Raw genomic sequence first — 14,060 nt, 5'->3', positions numbered from 1 at the left:
TATTTATTCATTGAATAAGACAACTAAAGCGACATAAAAAACGGCTCAATTTTGAGCCGTTTTTTATTCAAACACCGTCTATAGCAAGCCAACAGCCAATACTGGGAAGGCCACAATAAGCGCTAGACGCAGTAAGTCAGAGATAACAAATGGCATCACCCCTTTGTACATATCTCCAATAGAAATATGCGGGGCAACGGATTTAATAACGAAGACATTCATACCAACGGGCGGCGTAATTAAGCCAAGTTCCACGGTAATAACAGCGACGATACCAAACCAAATAGGATCAAAACCTGCAGCCTCAATCAGTGGATACACTACTGGAACAGTCAACAACAGCATCGCAATACTGTCCATAACGCAACCTAGCAGCATAAACAAAATCAAGACACAGAATAGAACCATATAAGGTCCTAAATGAAGGCTATCAACATACTCAACCAAAGCAAAAGAAATGCGTGACACTGAAAGGAAGTAGCCAAAAATCTCCGCACCAATGATCATAAAGAAAATCATTGCAGACATAATCAGGGTTTCGCCAACTGCTTCTTTAAATTGTGCGAAGCGCATACCTCGTACCAGAGCGATAGACAACGTTGCCCCAGCCCCCACTGCAGATGCTTCAGTCGGCGTAAACCATCCAGTATAAATACCGCCGATAATGAATACAAAAACACCGGTAAAAGGAACTAAGCCTTTAAGCCCCAAGAACTTTTCTTTTAACGTTGTCGCCTTACCTGGTTGAGCTATATTTGGAAAGACAGTAACTAAAACAGCGACAGTAAGTCCATACATCACCAATCCAAGTAACCCAGGAATCACACCTGCAATAAACATAGCTCCGACAGATTGCTCGGTAATCAAAGCATATAATAACAGAGCGATAGAAGGCGGTATCATGATACCTAATGTTCCACCCGCCGCTAACACTCCTGTTGCTAATGTTGGTGCATAACCGTTCTTTTCCATTTCAGGTAAAGCCACTCGCGACATACTCGCTGCAGTTGCCATAGAGGAACCAGAAATAGCTGAAAAAATACCGCACGAAGTTACCGCAGCCAATCCCATCCCGCCACGCCAGCTACCAAACATAGCTCGCGCGCCTTGGAACAGTTCTTGCGACATCCCCGACTTTGAAGCGAACACCCCCATAAGAATAAACATGGGAATAGGACTAAAACTGTAATTTGACAAAGTTTCAAATGGACCACTAGCAAGAATAGAAACCGCTGGATCAAAAGCTACAATCCAACCAAAACCAACAAAACCAGCTAATGCCATCGTTAAAGCAACAGGCGCTCGTAGCGCAATTAACAACAACATGGCCGCAATGCAAACCATACCAATCATTGAAGTACTCATGACTCAGCCTTCTCACAAAATAATAGTCGAGACGTGTACGCCACTGCGGAAACAGCTAGCATAGCAGTCGCAAAACAAGCCACCGCATAAAAATACGTCAATGGAATCAATAGATCTTGGGTCGTTTCATAGCTCATCGCCGCTTCTTCTACCAAATGATAAAAGCCATAGCTCATGCCGACTCCCATTAAACCAAAACAAAGAATATAAACAGCTTCTAATCTATTTTTTGCTTTGCTTGATAGTCGCTCCGTAAACAGGTCAACAATGACCTGCGAACGGCTGACCGAATGCGGCAGAATGAAGAGTACTGTAAACAACAGACTGTATTTCACCATCTCAATGCCACCAAGAATGGTCCAGTCCACGGCACCGTCCGTTATAGTAAACAAACCTCGAGTGAAAACATCAAACAAGGTAACCACCATCATAGCGATTAAGAAAAAACCGCCCAGTAAGTGCATTCCATGCGTGATACGCTCTATTATTCGAGCTATTGCTTTCATTAACTCTCTCCAACTACCACTACTTTGCTTAAATATCTAAACAGCTTTTATTTACACGCTGTTTTGGACAGCTCAACTGCACGTGCATAGACCTTGTAAGAAGGTAGACCTTTCTTCTGCAGCTCATCCAAATACTCTTCAGTCGCTTGATAAAGAACAGGCTTCCACAATGGATTCTCAGCACCATCTTCGATTACAGTAATTTTATGACCCATTTCGATCGCTTGAGCACGGCCTTTCGCATCTAAATCATCAAATACGGTAGCGGCTTTTTTAGACCACTCCATACCAGAGTTATGATCAATGACTTTTTTAAGGTCTGCAGGCAGACGATTATAGAAAGACTTATTTATCGTCATGACAAAAGCCAATGTATAAAGACCACCAACTTCAGTGTGATAAGGCGTTAGTTCATTTAGACGGAACGTGTATTCACCTTCCCACGGTAAGGCAACACCATCAATTACACCGCGCTGTGCGGACTGATAAGCATCTGGCGCCGGCATACCAACAGGTTGCGCACCTAGACCTTCAAGCAACTTTGCAACCACCGCAGTTGGACGACGGATACGTAAGCCTTCTAAATCTTGAGGAACTTTGATTTCTTTATTTGTGGTATGAAGACCACCTGGTCCATGAGTAAATAAAAATAGCGGTTTGGTTTGGCTGTATTCATTAGAAATAAGGCCTTCATCGTACAAAGACTGCACAACACAAGAGCCTTGAGCTGCATTCTGCGACACACCAGGTAATTCAACAATTTGTGTTAGCGGAAAACGATTTGCTGTGTAGCCTTGAACGGTCACGGTCACATCTGCAATGCTATTCTTCACGGCATCATACTGAGCTGGTGGTTTTGCCAATGTACTAGAAGGATACATCTGAACGTCGATACGTCCGTTAGATTCTGCTTCAACTGCCTCAGCCCATTTTATAAATAGTTTTTGGCTTGGGTCTGATAATTCAGGAAAGAAGTGGCTGAAACGCAATGTATATTCTGCCGATGCATTTGCCTGAGCACTTACAATAGCGGAAGCAGCAACGACCGTTATGGCAGCGTGCTTTATTATTTTTATCATGTTCGACTCCAAAGTAGATTTATTATTGTATTCAGTTTTTAAAAACTGACTAATCAAAAAACAGATTAGCAATCTACTGTTCAGAAAGGTAATTGATTATGAAGGAAAGGCATTGAAAAATTAGATAGAACAACCGTATTTTATAAAAATACACACTCATTAAATTTATTAAAAAAAAACATAAAAAACATCTATATAATTGATATTTATAAATAAAATTTATTTTTAAAAAAATATCTCATCAAGAAAAATTACTTTCATTTTTGATGAGACTCATTCGTTTTTTATGACTCAGGATAGATCTTTGTACGGTAAAACAATGTATTGCATAGCGATGATACGACGAGCCGCTTCAGTGTCTGTGTAGAAGTTCAGTTCAAACTCATAAACTCTTCATAGGTTGCCTAATTACCACCATGAAAATCACGTTAGTCTTACTTGGCGTATACCAATATTTGAATACGTCGAGATACATTTTGGCCATCTTTTTTTGTAGACGGTTCATCACTTTATACAAGGTCATAACACCGGAAATACTCAACAAAAAATAATTCACCTCGACGCGAAAACACGCTATTTGGCGACATTAAAGATACGCGCTAACTACTCTAAATTCTGTTAGAATGCGCTGCATTGAGCCACTCGCTGTGAGTGGTTTTACATATCATTAGGAACACCTGTGTCAAAATTCTTTTATCGTGGTAGACCCGATATCATGGGCAAGCATAACCTAGGCAATTATCAGCCTAAGCCTAAAGTGAAATCTGGAAGCGAAGAAAACCCGCTAATTTTGCAAGTACAAAGTGCCGAGCGTGAGCATGAAATAAACGCTATATTGGCCGCTAACGGCTTATTTGCAGAGATTCGCATTGACAGTGAGATGCCTGAGGACATTACACCTTTAGACGTAGCCCTTAACAAACCTGTGCCTCAAATTGTTGAAAAAGCACCACAACGTAACGACCCATGTCCATGTGGCAGCAATAAGAAATACAAAAAGTGTTGCGGCTAAGCTAGTCAAGCCCTTTATAAAACGAAAAAGCGGCCGTAATAAAGATTACGTGCCGCTATTTTTTACTACAAGACCGTGCTTATCACTTAAACCAGATCTTCATACGGCAAACCAACATATTGCATAGCAATAATACGGCGCCCTTCTTCATTATCCGTGTAAAAATTCAACTCCGAACTCATAAATTTACCATGGGTTGCAGCGTCATTATCATGCTCATCGGCCTGACCAAAGTCGTGCAACATATTAGTCATCCACCATGAAAAACGCTCTCCATGCCAAACACGACGCAAACAAATGTCGGAATACTGAGAGATGCACTCTTTATCACCTTCTTTGTAAACACGAGTCATTACTTTATACAAAGTTGCTACGTCAGAAGCCGCCAGATTCAAACCTTTCGCCCCCGTTGGCGGAACGATATGCGCGGCGTCGCCAACAAGAAACAAATTACCATATTGCATTGGCTCACAAACAAACGAGCGTAGTGGCGCGATGCTCTTTTCGATACTAGGCCCTGTCACTAGTTTTTCAGCCACATCGTCTGGAAGACGGCGTTTTAGCTCTGTCCAGAAATCATCATCACTCCAATCTTCGACTTTGTCAGTCAAAGGCACTTGAAGGTAATAACGCGATCTCGTTTCAGAGCGCATACTTGTCATGGCAAAACCACGATCTGTCTTACAATAAATCAACTCTGGGTTTACTGGTGGCGTGTCAGACAAAACCCCTAACCAACCGAATGGATAAACACGCTCAAACTCTTTGCGAGAAGATTCAGGAATGGTTTGACGTGATACACCATGGAAACCATCGCAGCCTGCAATGTAATCACAATCCAACCTGTGTGTTTCACCGTTGTGCTCAAAAGTCACGTAGGGAGCGTCGCTTTTCACGTCATGTAAAGCCACATTACTCGATTCGTAATACGTGGTTAAACCAGCTTCGTCGCGGGCTTCCATCAAATCACGGGTCACTTCTGTTTGTCCATACACCATCACAGTACTGCCACCAGTGAGTTTTTCTAATTCAATCTTTACACGTTTGTTATTAAACGCTAACTCAACACCATGATGCACTTGGCCTTCACGATCCATGCGCTCACCAACACCGGCTTCACGCAGTAAATCTGTCATACCTTGTTCAAGCACGCCTGCACGAATTCGACCTAGAATGTACTCACCAGAAACGCGTTCAATAATGACATTGTCGATCCCTTGCTTTGCCAACAATTGTCCAAGTAATAGACCCGATGGACCTGCACCAATAATCGCTACTTGTGTTTTCATCTTTCTCTCCGATTTATTGTTATTTTCTCGACGTTGATTCAGTGATCAACGTGCTAGTGACAACATAATGGAAGATAAATGGATAATACGTTAGGTAATTTATGATCAAAAAATTGTACTTTTTGATCATGGGTGATTTTTTAAATTAGCAGCCAAAACACGATTTAAAATGACTTTATGGCACTTTTCGCTTATAAAAACCTATAAATATACGTCTATTTGTACATTTTAGACTCATAGAAACAAACAACTAAAAAAGTACATTTGTGTAACTTATAAAAAATTAAGAAGAGCGACATGCAGAAATCTAACATTCCTCACTTTGGACTTTATGGCGAATCCAGCTGGATAAATGACCCAGAGTTTTTTCATATTGAAGACATAGAATCTCGCAGCGGTGACTTAGGCTGGAAAATCAACCCTCATCGGCACGCTCAGCTTTTTCAAATTCTGATTTTAAAATCTGGTGAAGTAAAAGTTCAGCTCGACGAGCAACAACACAAGCTACAAGGTGCATGGGCGATTATTGTTCCCGCTGGCGTCGTACATGGTTTTCGTTTTGCACCCGATACCGATGGACGAGTCATCAGTATCGCCGAGCCTTTGCTTGAAGATGCCTACAAAGAAAAGGCAGCGAAATTTATCCAGCCATTGCTTAGTCAGGCTTGTTATATAGACTTTAATGGCCACCGCAATATGTTCTCTGAGCTTTGGCCGCTCATTCAGCAGCTTGAAAGTGAGTCTTCGTTTATACGCGAAGGTCGCGCTTTAATGAGTGAATACTTGATAAAAGCTATTTTGCTGCTGCTCCATCGCCAACATGTTAACGGCGAGAGCAATGTCACCAACAAAACAGAAAACAGTCATGCACATCAACTCAAAGAACTGATCGAAAAACACTACCGAGAGCATTGGAGCAGCAATCAGTATGCCGATGCGTTAGGCTCCTCCACCAGCCGCTTAAATAGGCTCAGTAAAACCACCTTTAACCAAAGCGTATTAGACTTAATTCACGATCGCGTTTTATTAGAAGCAAAGCGCAGTCTTATCTATACAGCACGTTCTGTAGAGGAGATCAGTTACGACTTAGGCTTTAAAGATCCGGGGTATTTTTCGCGTTTTTTCAAACGATCCACAGGTATTCCACCAGGGAAGTTTAGAGTCCTCAGCAATCAACCATCCATTTGATGAATTTTTCTAACCTATTAGCTGAAAATTGATCGTTTGCTGAATGATTGGTCAGAACCTAGAATAACAAGTGTCAAATATGACTGAACTTTTTTAGGAGAATCACTATGAAAAACGATCTTAAATATGATGCTTTCGGTAACCTTGATGCTGATTACTATGTAGAAAAAGCTTACGAATTGCGTCGTGCATACTACGCAGAATTAACTAAAAAAGCCGTAGCAAGCATTAAAGCATTCTTTGCAAAATTGACTGCTGGCCGTACATTAAAATCAGCTCAACCACAGCACTAATATTTTCAGTACAAAGCTTTTACGTCATCTGTATTTGACTGGTTTATTTCCGTTGTTGTCGCTAATAAATCAACAGCCGTTATAAAAGCAAATAAAGCACGACGATAAAGAACCCAATGTTCCCGATGATCGAAAGGCAAGAATAAGAAATCGATCCGGTAACGGGCTTCTCTTCACAAAGAGCCTTAAAAGGCTTCAATTTTTGTCTAGATAACACCTCCCTTAGCAAAGCATTTTCATCTCAACCCAAGTCATCAAAGTGTCATAAATTTGACATAAAATATCGCTCTAGCCACCTTTTTAACCTAGACGTATCTGAGAGAAAATGAGCCAAATAGACAATAATGCTCTACTTGAGAAAATCCTTTCGAATGGATTAATCACACCATACTTCCAACCTATTTACGATTTAAGTAATGGTGAAATATATGGGCATGAAGCACTTTCTCGTGGCCCAATGAATTCCACGCTTTTTTCTCCAGATCCATTATTTACACTGGCTCAGCAAGAAGGAAAACTTCATAAACTAGAGTTACTTTGCCGTGAAAAAGCCCTATCAAAATTCGCCAAACTCGAATTAAAAGGCCGCTTATTTTTGAACGTTAGCGCCTCTTTATTGGGGTCACCAGATCACCAGTCTGGTATGACATTGGCGATTTTAAATGAGCTGGGATTGGATCAAAAAGACATTGTCATCGAGCTTTCTGAACAGCATCCATACGACCATAATGGCTTGCCGCGCAGTAGTGTCGATCATTATCGTAAAATGGGCTTTCAAGTTGCCATTGATGACCTTGGTGTCGGTTATTCTGGCCTTCAGCTTTGGTCTGAATTGCAGCCAGACATAGTCAAAGTCGATAAACATTTCATTAAAGGAATCGACAAAGACGAAATCAAACGAGAGTTTGTCCGCTCGATTCTGACCATTGCTCAGCGACTAAATTGCATACTCATTGCAGAAGGCATAGAAACACAGCAAGAACTCGACCAACTCATTGAAATTGGCGTCACGCTAGGACAAGGCTATTTTCTTGGGCGTCCTGTGGAAAACCCTACTTTTTCGACTCATCCCTATCTGGTAAAACAAGCTCAGCGACGTTCGCAATTCCAAGTGGATCATGCAGAAACAGTACAAACACTGTGTCGTCCTACACCAAGCTTGCAAGAAAACAGCTTATTAGAAGACGCATCCCAATGCTTTAAAAAGCAACCAGACTTAGTGGCTATTCCCGTACTAAACCACAACAACGAGCCTGTCGGTGTGGTTCGCAGACATCAGCTGCATGAGCTTTTTTCTACACCTTATGGACGCGCTTTGTACGAACATAAACCGGTTACCAATTTACTCAGCAGTGATGTACTAATTGTCGAAAGTAATGTCAGCTTATCTAGTGTTTCCACCTTGATGACCAACCAAGAAGCCGACACACTTAACAACGAAATTATTGTGGTCCGAGAAGGCAAGTTTATCGGCACAGGTCATCTAAGAGATCTATTAAAACGTATTACCGAGCTAAAAATACAAAATGCCACCTACTCCAATCCACTAACCTTATTGCCCGGTAATGTCCCGATTCATCGAGAAGTCAGCCGTCGTTTATTAGCCAACGAAAACTTCTACGTGGCGTATTTTGATTTAAATGACTTTAAACCATTTAATGACTTCTTCGGCTATTCGATAGGCGATGAAGTGATTCAGCTGGTTGGTTCTTTAATCAAAAATCAGGTTAATCCCGATAATAATTTTATTGGGCATATTGGTGGCGATGATTTTGTAGTGATCTTTGGCGACCAAGATTGGCGACAACAATGCGACAACATTTTAGAAATCTTCGAACAACAAGTTAGAGGTTTTTATTCTGCAGACACCTTACAAGAAGGTGGTGTTTGGACGAAAAATCGCCAAGGCGATACCATGTTCCATCCAATTCTAAGCCTCGCTATTGGCGTCGTTCACCCTAACCCAAAACAATGTACCAATCATCACCAAGTGGCAGAACTAGCGGCTCAAGCAAAAAAATCGGCCAAGCAACAAGGCGGCAATCATATTTACCTGCAGCCTTATATAACGACACATACTGATGAGGTAATAAGCGAAAGCGTATTGTGACCTAACTGTCACAAAGCCCTCACAACTCAGTCACATAAGCACCTTATCTTTAAGATAGACCCTAGAGGAGGCGCTTATGCAGACCACATTTCGATCCGTATTTATTTCCGACGTTCATCTAGGCACCAAAGCCTGCCAAGCGTTGCATTTATTGGATTTTTTGCAAAGCATCAAAACCGATACCTTGTATCTAGTCGGAGATATTATCGACCTACAAGAAATGCGTCATCGTGCTTATTTTGTCGATGCTCATCATCAAGTGGTCGAACGCATTCTCGCTATGGCAAAGTCCGGTACCAAGGTCATTTATATTCCGGGAAATCATGATGCGTTTTTCCGCCAATTCGCCGGCCAGACGCTTTCTGGGATTGAGATAAAACTCAACGCTCGCCATAAAACTGCCAACGGCCGAACCTTTTATGTCAGCCACGGCGATGAATTCGATCAAATGGTGAAAATCAGCCCTCTCATGCTCGCCATTGGCGATAAAGCCCACGGACTCATGTTGTCGCTGAATCAATGGATCAACGGCGTGAGACGCCTTGTTGGCTTGCCTTACTGGTCATTGGCGGGCTACTTAAAAAGCCATATCAGCAAGGCAAAAGAGTTTATCGATCGCTTTGAAACCGCCGCACTAAAATCCGCTAAAAACCACAAAGTCGATGGCTACATCTGCGGACACATTCACTTCGCTTCATTTCGCATCAAAGACGATGTTCTCTATTGTAACGATGGGGACTGGGTTGAACACTGCACGGCACTAACAGAATCCACCGCAGGGGAAATGAGCCTGATACATTGGTCGGAAAACCCAAGAGTCTTAGCTACTGAACCAAAAGAAGAAGATTGGGGATTATCGCCATTACCTTCTAGAAGTTAGAGATAAGGCAAAACAATCCATGTTTAAAGAGGTCAGATCTCTTAAACACCAGCTGGATTGAGAAAATTAACAAACACTTATTTTTAAGGGATCTGGCCCCTTTAACCCTCTGAGCATTGAACGCACACAAGTTGATTAGCAGGGTTGAGTGATAACCTATCTAATATTTCTCGGTTTTTTGCTATCTCTCGTGTGTAAATTCCGCTACCCACAAGCACCACATCCACACTACTAAATGGCTATTTTTTCATCTACCCCCATTTCCACTAATGGCTAGAATAAGTGCACTCATTTGATAAACGACTTCAATAACTCGGCCAAATTTTGGCCTTCTAAATGCGTCATCAGTACGTCTTCCATTCCACCCAACACATTATCGAATACACAGTGAATGTTAGAACCTATTGGACAATCTTCATTCCCCATCCCCCTGCTCAACATAAGCTTTGAACTGAAAGAAGCCTCATATATCTGCTTCAGCGATACATCTTTTGCCTCTTTCGCTAAAGTAACACCACCACTCTTCCCTCTGTAAGTTTTGATTAAACCAGCTTCATTCAGCGGGACTAGCAGCTGACGAATCATTGTGGGATTACTTTTAGTGCTACTAGCCAGTTCGCTTGAAGACACAAGCCTTTCTGGGTCTCGATGAGACATATATGCAAGCGCCAACATAATGTGTAGCGAAGTTGAAAACCTGTAATCAACCATATAGTCAATATATCCATACTTCATTTAAATGTTAATTTAATAATAGCATTTAAAAGTAAATAGTACTACCCTACCCTTAAATGCTATTCCTAAACTAACATTAAAGGCAAATAAATGAAAAATCTAACTGGAAAAGTTGCATTGGTAACAGGTGGATCTAGAGGTCTAGGCGTTGCTATCGCATTAGAGCTAGCAGAAGCAGGGGCAGATGTTGTAATCACATACAATCAATCTGCTCAAAAGGCACAAGAGGTAGTCAGTAAGATTGAAAAACTTGGGCAGCGTGGATTGGCGGTACAAAGTGATCAGGGTGACACAAATGCTGCGCCTCTTCTTGTTAAACGAGTGATACAAGAATTCGGTAAGCTAGATATTTTGGTTAACAATGCTGGACTTGCTAATCAAGGCAGCAAAATTGATGATCCAAACGCCGACACTCAAGCTTGGGATCGTATGTGGCAAGTTAACGTTTTGGGCGTGATTTCTACAATTCGAGCAGCGTCACAAAAAATGAGTCATGGTGGCCGCATCATTTCAATTGGCACAGGGCTAGCGACACATGTTGGTGTCCCTGGTGTTACAGAATATGCAGCGACAAAAGCAGCGATTGTAGGCTATTCAAAGGGAGCAGCGAGAGATCTGGGTGCACGCAAAATTACAGTAAATGTAATACAGCCGGGCATCATGCTTACAGATATGCAAGCAGGGATAGAAGACGTACCTGACATCCTTCTGAACATGAAAGCTATTCCAAAAACGATTGAAATTGAAGATGTCGCATCGGCGGTTAGCTTTCTTTCAGGCCCCAAAGCAAGCAAGATCACTGGCGCCGTTTTAGATATCAGCGGTGGATGGACAGCCTAAATATAAGCTTCTCGCAATACCGTGCAAAGCACAGTATTTAACTTTTAGGGGCGGGTGAAAAATAAGGTGAATTTTTCACCCGCCCCTTTAAGGCTTTAAAACTTTGCCCCTTAAAGACCCATTCATGTAATTCACGGAGTAATGTATTTAAAACAACTAACGCGTTGTGAACCTCACTCGCCCGCCACCCAATTGGTTTAAGTCGTGTAGTCGGCAGTCTCTGCCTTGGTAGGCGATTTGTGCGAGTAGTAATTCTGCGGTAGCTAAGGCGTCGGTTAGGGCGTCGTGTCCTTGGTATTCTGGTAATCCGTAGCGTTCTCGGCAGGCGCCAAGGCGAAAGCCGCCGTCTTGAATAGGTTGCTGGGATCGATTGGCTTTGGTGCGTTCAATGGCGAGCGTGTCTAACCAGTTGGCAGAGAATGTCGGTAATGCTTCGGTTTGCCAAGCTTGTTTTAAAAAGCCCAGTTCCATTGGCGCGTGGTGCATAACCAAGACGCGTTCGCGTAGTAGATGCCGCAAGTAACGCAGTACGCTTTCTTGTTTTTTGCCTTGCTGCTGAACATCCGAGTCGGTAATCATGTGAATGCCAACGCTGTCACCAATTTGTGCGCTATCCAACACAATATGCCGTGCTGTATCCAGTTCAATCACGCCTTTGTGAATGCACACCCAACCAAAGCTGACGATATGGTCTTGTTTTGGATCTAACCCTGAAGTTTCGATATCCAATACGAGATAATCCCATTCTGACCAGGCACGTTTAACGGATTGCCGCGACACGTGCCACGCACTGAGTTTTTGCATTAACGCAAACGACATCTAGCTGTACCCTCTTAAAAACCGCTGCTGCGCCACGTCTTGTACATCACTGATTATGCTAAACGTCGTTTTCAGATGTTTGCGCTCTAACGAACTCAAGTCTTTCGGATCCAAGTAAGCGCTGGCTTTTCCGGTTGCTTGCCAGTGACGTCCTTGAGCTTCTAATCGCAAGCCATTGAGTTTGTCCCATGCGTCCATGAGGTTTCGAGCGGTATCGACACTAATGAGCTTTTCTCGAATGGCTTGCTCGATTCTATCCAAGGTACCAGCTCGATAGGTCTTGCATGACAAGCCATACAAGCGAGCTAAATCATTGATCAAGGCCAAACCTTGGTGCTTCAAATCCAATTGATTTTTGTGCTCACCAGATGATTCCAATACAAAATGACGGAAGAAGCCCAATGGTGGTTTGCTTGCTAAAGCAGTGCGCGTTAAAGTCGCCAAAAATACGCTGTTTTTGCTCACCTCTAACTGCATGGCTGTGATCAAATTGTTAACCGCATCACCTTGCCTAGTCCCCGTGTCATACACACAACGAATGTCGAAAAAAATGCTAGCGTGAAGCAAGGCACTGGGCGCACTGCTTTTTATCCAAGTGGAAAAGACTTGCTGCCAACCGACTGTCGTTCTGCGCCATTCAGGATTACTCGCCATAATATTGCCGGGGCAAAGACGAATACCACAAAGCCCCAAACCTTGGCAGATGAATTCAGATAGTTCAGCAAAATACTGGCTTTCTTCTGCCGTAGGTTCGCGTTCTAGCATCAAGCCGTTATCTTGGTCGCTGCCCAAAGATTGATCTCGCCTTGCTTGCGAACCAAACACTAAAAACTGAAATGCCATCGGGGCTGGGCCGAATTTATCCAGCGCCAGCTCAATGACACGGCGCGTCAGGTTATCACTCACGGTCGCTAGTACTTTGCCCACGTCGGCGGGTTTCATATCGGTCACAATCAGATTCATAATCAAAGTCGGCCATTGTTTGCAAACACGGGCTAAATCTTCGATGGATTGTTGACGATGAATCTGATTGATCAATAACAAAGGACTGAGTTCTTGATGTCGAAGTAAATCTGCGGCGGTTAACATGCCAACGGCTCTTTGCTCTTCATCAACGATGGGCAAATGGTGAATATTGCTTTCACTCATTAAGGTTTGCGCCTGCATCACCAAGGCGTCTGGCCTGAGGCTAACAGGATCCCGAGTCATCACATCTTTTACCAAAGAATCAGCCGAGCCGCCCAAAGCCAAAATACGCGAACGTAAATCTCGATCCGTGACTATGCCAGACAGCTTTTCATCTTCCACCACCAGAATCGAGCTGACTCGCGCTTCGGTCATGCGCATGGCAATAGTTTGAACACTTTCTTCTGGGGAAGCTTGGATCAATTGTCGCGTCATTATGTGTGAAACAGGTGTCGATAATTGCAAGGCAGGCGAGGCTAATTCATTACTTTGACTACGAGAAAGTTTGCGTAACCGATTGTGCCTCGTGTGTTCAAAGAAGAGTTCAAAAGCTTCGCTCTTTTCCAGCGTTTCCTTGAAACGAATTTTGTCGAAGCGATACACCAAGCTGTCTTCCATGGCGACCACTTGCAATCCATCTGGATTTTGCGCCATAAGGCTAGATATACCAAAGCATTCACCGTCGGCAATTTGATCCACCAACCCACCTTTGGGAGTGCGGATTTCACAAGCACCACGACGAATCAAATGCACGGTCGCCGCTTCATTTTTTAAGGTCAAAGTCTGCCCCTGGCGAACGTACAGCATAGAGACGCCCATCAGTAATTGCCTGCGCTCAAGCAGATTTAAACTCGAAAAGGGAGGAATCGTTTCAATGAACTTATGGACTTCAGGAATATCTATCGCAGCCATTTTATTATTCTCTTTTTTTGCAGCCGAAGTTTTTTGCAGACGAAGTTTTTTTTACAGACGAAGTTA

The 14,060-nt window shown here is 42.8% G+C and carries 13 protein-coding genes; 6 read left to right on the top strand and 7 right to left on the bottom strand.

Features of this window, described 5'->3' with window-relative positions; all coding sequences use genetic code 11:
- Positions 1 to 78 precede the first annotated feature (78 nt).
- From BUA59_RS06615 to BUA59_RS06605, 3 genes are read right to left on the bottom strand one after another with little or no spacing between them, the layout of a single operon-like run.
- Positions 79 to 1,365 (bottom strand): TRAP transporter large permease, encoded by a 1,287-nt coding sequence (locus BUA59_RS06615; protein WP_072838927.1) that lies wholly within the window; start codon positions 1,363 to 1,365, stop codon positions 79 to 81.
- Positions 1,362 to 1,871 carry a TRAP transporter small permease gene (locus BUA59_RS06610; RefSeq protein ID WP_072838926.1) on the bottom strand — a complete coding sequence of 170 codons (510 nt, stop codon included), beginning with the start codon at positions 1,869 to 1,871 and terminating at the stop codon, positions 1,362 to 1,364. Before BUA59_RS06610 ends, BUA59_RS06615 begins: the two co-directional genes overlap by 4 nt.
- Before the next feature lie 47 nt (positions 1,872 to 1,918).
- On the bottom strand, positions 1,919 to 2,950 hold the full coding sequence (locus BUA59_RS06605) for a TRAP transporter substrate-binding protein (protein WP_072838925.1): 1,032 nt from the start codon (positions 2,948 to 2,950) through the stop codon (positions 1,919 to 1,921).
- Between the two features lie 679 nt (positions 2,951 to 3,629).
- Between BUA59_RS06605 and BUA59_RS06600 the strand changes: the two genes are divergently transcribed.
- Positions 3,630 to 3,962 (top strand): PBPRA1643 family SWIM/SEC-C metal-binding motif protein, encoded by a 333-nt coding sequence (locus tag BUA59_RS06600; protein WP_072838924.1) that lies wholly within the window; start codon positions 3,630 to 3,632, stop codon positions 3,960 to 3,962.
- 86 nt (positions 3,963 to 4,048) lie between these two features.
- Here BUA59_RS06600 and pobA read toward each other — a convergent pair whose 3' ends face one another.
- The gene (pobA, locus tag BUA59_RS06595) at positions 4,049 to 5,251 is read right to left on the bottom strand and encodes a 4-hydroxybenzoate 3-monooxygenase (RefSeq protein ID WP_072838923.1); all 1,203 of its coding nucleotides are present in this window, start codon (positions 5,249 to 5,251) and stop codon (positions 4,049 to 4,051) included.
- A 297-nt stretch (positions 5,252 to 5,548) separates the two neighbouring features.
- On the opposite strand from pobA, the gene BUA59_RS06590 reads away from it, so the two are divergent.
- The 4 genes from BUA59_RS06590 to BUA59_RS06575 all read left to right on the top strand — a co-directional run bounded on the left by BUA59_RS06590 (position 5,549) and on the right by BUA59_RS06575 (position 9,722).
- Positions 5,549 to 6,439, top strand: coding sequence for a helix-turn-helix domain-containing protein (locus BUA59_RS06590; RefSeq protein WP_072838922.1), 891 nt, complete (start codon positions 5,549 to 5,551; stop codon positions 6,437 to 6,439).
- 107 nt (positions 6,440 to 6,546) lie between these two features.
- Positions 6,547 to 6,732: an RSP_7527 family protein gene (locus BUA59_RS06585; protein ID WP_072838921.1), complete on the top strand. Its 186-nt coding sequence runs from the start codon at positions 6,547 to 6,549 to the stop codon at positions 6,730 to 6,732.
- A gap of 325 nt (positions 6,733 to 7,057) precedes the next feature.
- Positions 7,058 to 8,842: a GGDEF domain-containing protein gene (locus BUA59_RS06580; protein WP_072838920.1), complete on the top strand. Its 1,785-nt coding sequence runs from the start codon at positions 7,058 to 7,060 to the stop codon at positions 8,840 to 8,842.
- Positions 8,843 to 8,918: 76 nt separating this feature from the next.
- The gene (locus BUA59_RS06575) at positions 8,919 to 9,722 is read left to right on the top strand and encodes a UDP-2,3-diacylglucosamine diphosphatase (protein ID WP_072838919.1); all 804 of its coding nucleotides are present in this window, start codon (positions 8,919 to 8,921) and stop codon (positions 9,720 to 9,722) included.
- A gap of 288 nt (positions 9,723 to 10,010) precedes the next feature.
- On the opposite strand, the gene BUA59_RS06565 is transcribed toward BUA59_RS06575, so the two are convergent.
- Complete coding sequence (locus BUA59_RS06565; protein WP_072838918.1) at positions 10,011 to 10,433, bottom strand: Rrf2 family transcriptional regulator; 423 nt, start codon at positions 10,431 to 10,433, stop codon at positions 10,011 to 10,013.
- Positions 10,434 to 10,547: 114 nt separating this feature from the next.
- On the opposite strand from BUA59_RS06565, the gene BUA59_RS06560 reads away from it, so the two are divergent.
- Positions 10,548 to 11,297 carry an SDR family NAD(P)-dependent oxidoreductase gene (locus BUA59_RS06560; protein WP_072838917.1) on the top strand — a complete coding sequence of 250 codons (750 nt, stop codon included), beginning with the start codon at positions 10,548 to 10,550 and terminating at the stop codon, positions 11,295 to 11,297.
- A gap of 156 nt (positions 11,298 to 11,453) precedes the next feature.
- Here BUA59_RS06560 and BUA59_RS06555 read toward each other — a convergent pair whose 3' ends face one another.
- Both BUA59_RS06555 and BUA59_RS06550 read right to left on the bottom strand, forming a co-directional pair.
- Entirely contained in the window at positions 11,454 to 12,116 is a 663-nt protein-coding gene (locus BUA59_RS06555; RefSeq protein ID WP_072838916.1) for a 3'-5' exonuclease, read from the bottom strand.
- Entirely contained in the window at positions 12,117 to 13,994 is a 1,878-nt protein-coding gene (locus tag BUA59_RS06550; protein ID WP_072838915.1) for a DUF294 nucleotidyltransferase-like domain-containing protein, read from the bottom strand.
- Positions 13,995 to 14,060 lie beyond the last annotated feature (66 nt).

The organism is Marinomonas polaris DSM 16579 (genome assembly GCF_900129155.1).
Lineage (GTDB): Bacteria > Pseudomonadota > Gammaproteobacteria > Pseudomonadales > Marinomonadaceae > Marinomonas > Marinomonas polaris.
The sequence above is the reverse complement of the archived record's forward strand: the minus strand, read 5'-3'. Positions and strand labels throughout refer to the sequence as shown.

What these genes read in the sequence shown, in the direction of transcription:
- BUA59_RS06615 (WP_072838927.1), bottom strand. Translation starts at nt 1,365, where the DNA reads ATGAGTACTTCAATGATTGGTATGGTTTGCATTGCGGCCATGTTGTTG.
- BUA59_RS06590 (WP_072838922.1), top strand. Translation starts at nt 5,549, where the DNA reads ATGCAGAAATCTAACATTCCTCACTTTGGACTTTATGGCGAATCCAGC.
- BUA59_RS06560 (WP_072838917.1), top strand. Translation starts at nt 10,548, where the DNA reads ATGAAAAATCTAACTGGAAAAGTTGCATTGGTAACAGGTGGATCTAGA.
- BUA59_RS06555 (WP_072838916.1), bottom strand. Translation starts at nt 12,116, where the DNA reads ATGTCGTTTGCGTTAATGCAAAAACTCAGTGCGTGGCACGTGTCGCGG.
- BUA59_RS06585 (WP_072838921.1), top strand. Translation starts at nt 6,547, where the DNA reads ATGAAAAACGATCTTAAATATGATGCTTTCGGTAACCTTGATGCTGAT.
- BUA59_RS06605 (WP_072838925.1), bottom strand. Translation starts at nt 2,950, where the DNA reads ATGATAAAAATAATAAAGCACGCTGCCATAACGGTCGTTGCTGCTTCC.
- BUA59_RS06565 (WP_072838918.1), bottom strand. Translation starts at nt 10,433, where the DNA reads ATGGTTGATTACAGGTTTTCAACTTCGCTACACATTATGTTGGCGCTT.
- BUA59_RS06575 (WP_072838919.1), top strand. Translation starts at nt 8,919, where the DNA reads ATGCAGACCACATTTCGATCCGTATTTATTTCCGACGTTCATCTAGGC.
- BUA59_RS06610 (WP_072838926.1), bottom strand. Translation starts at nt 1,871, where the DNA reads ATGAAAGCAATAGCTCGAATAATAGAGCGTATCACGCATGGAATGCAC.
- BUA59_RS06550 (WP_072838915.1), bottom strand. Translation starts at nt 13,994, where the DNA reads ATGGCTGCGATAGATATTCCTGAAGTCCATAAGTTCATTGAAACGATT.
- pobA (WP_072838923.1), bottom strand. Translation starts at nt 5,251, where the DNA reads ATGAAAACACAAGTAGCGATTATTGGTGCAGGTCCATCGGGTCTATTA.
- BUA59_RS06580 (WP_072838920.1), top strand. Translation starts at nt 7,058, where the DNA reads ATGAGCCAAATAGACAATAATGCTCTACTTGAGAAAATCCTTTCGAAT.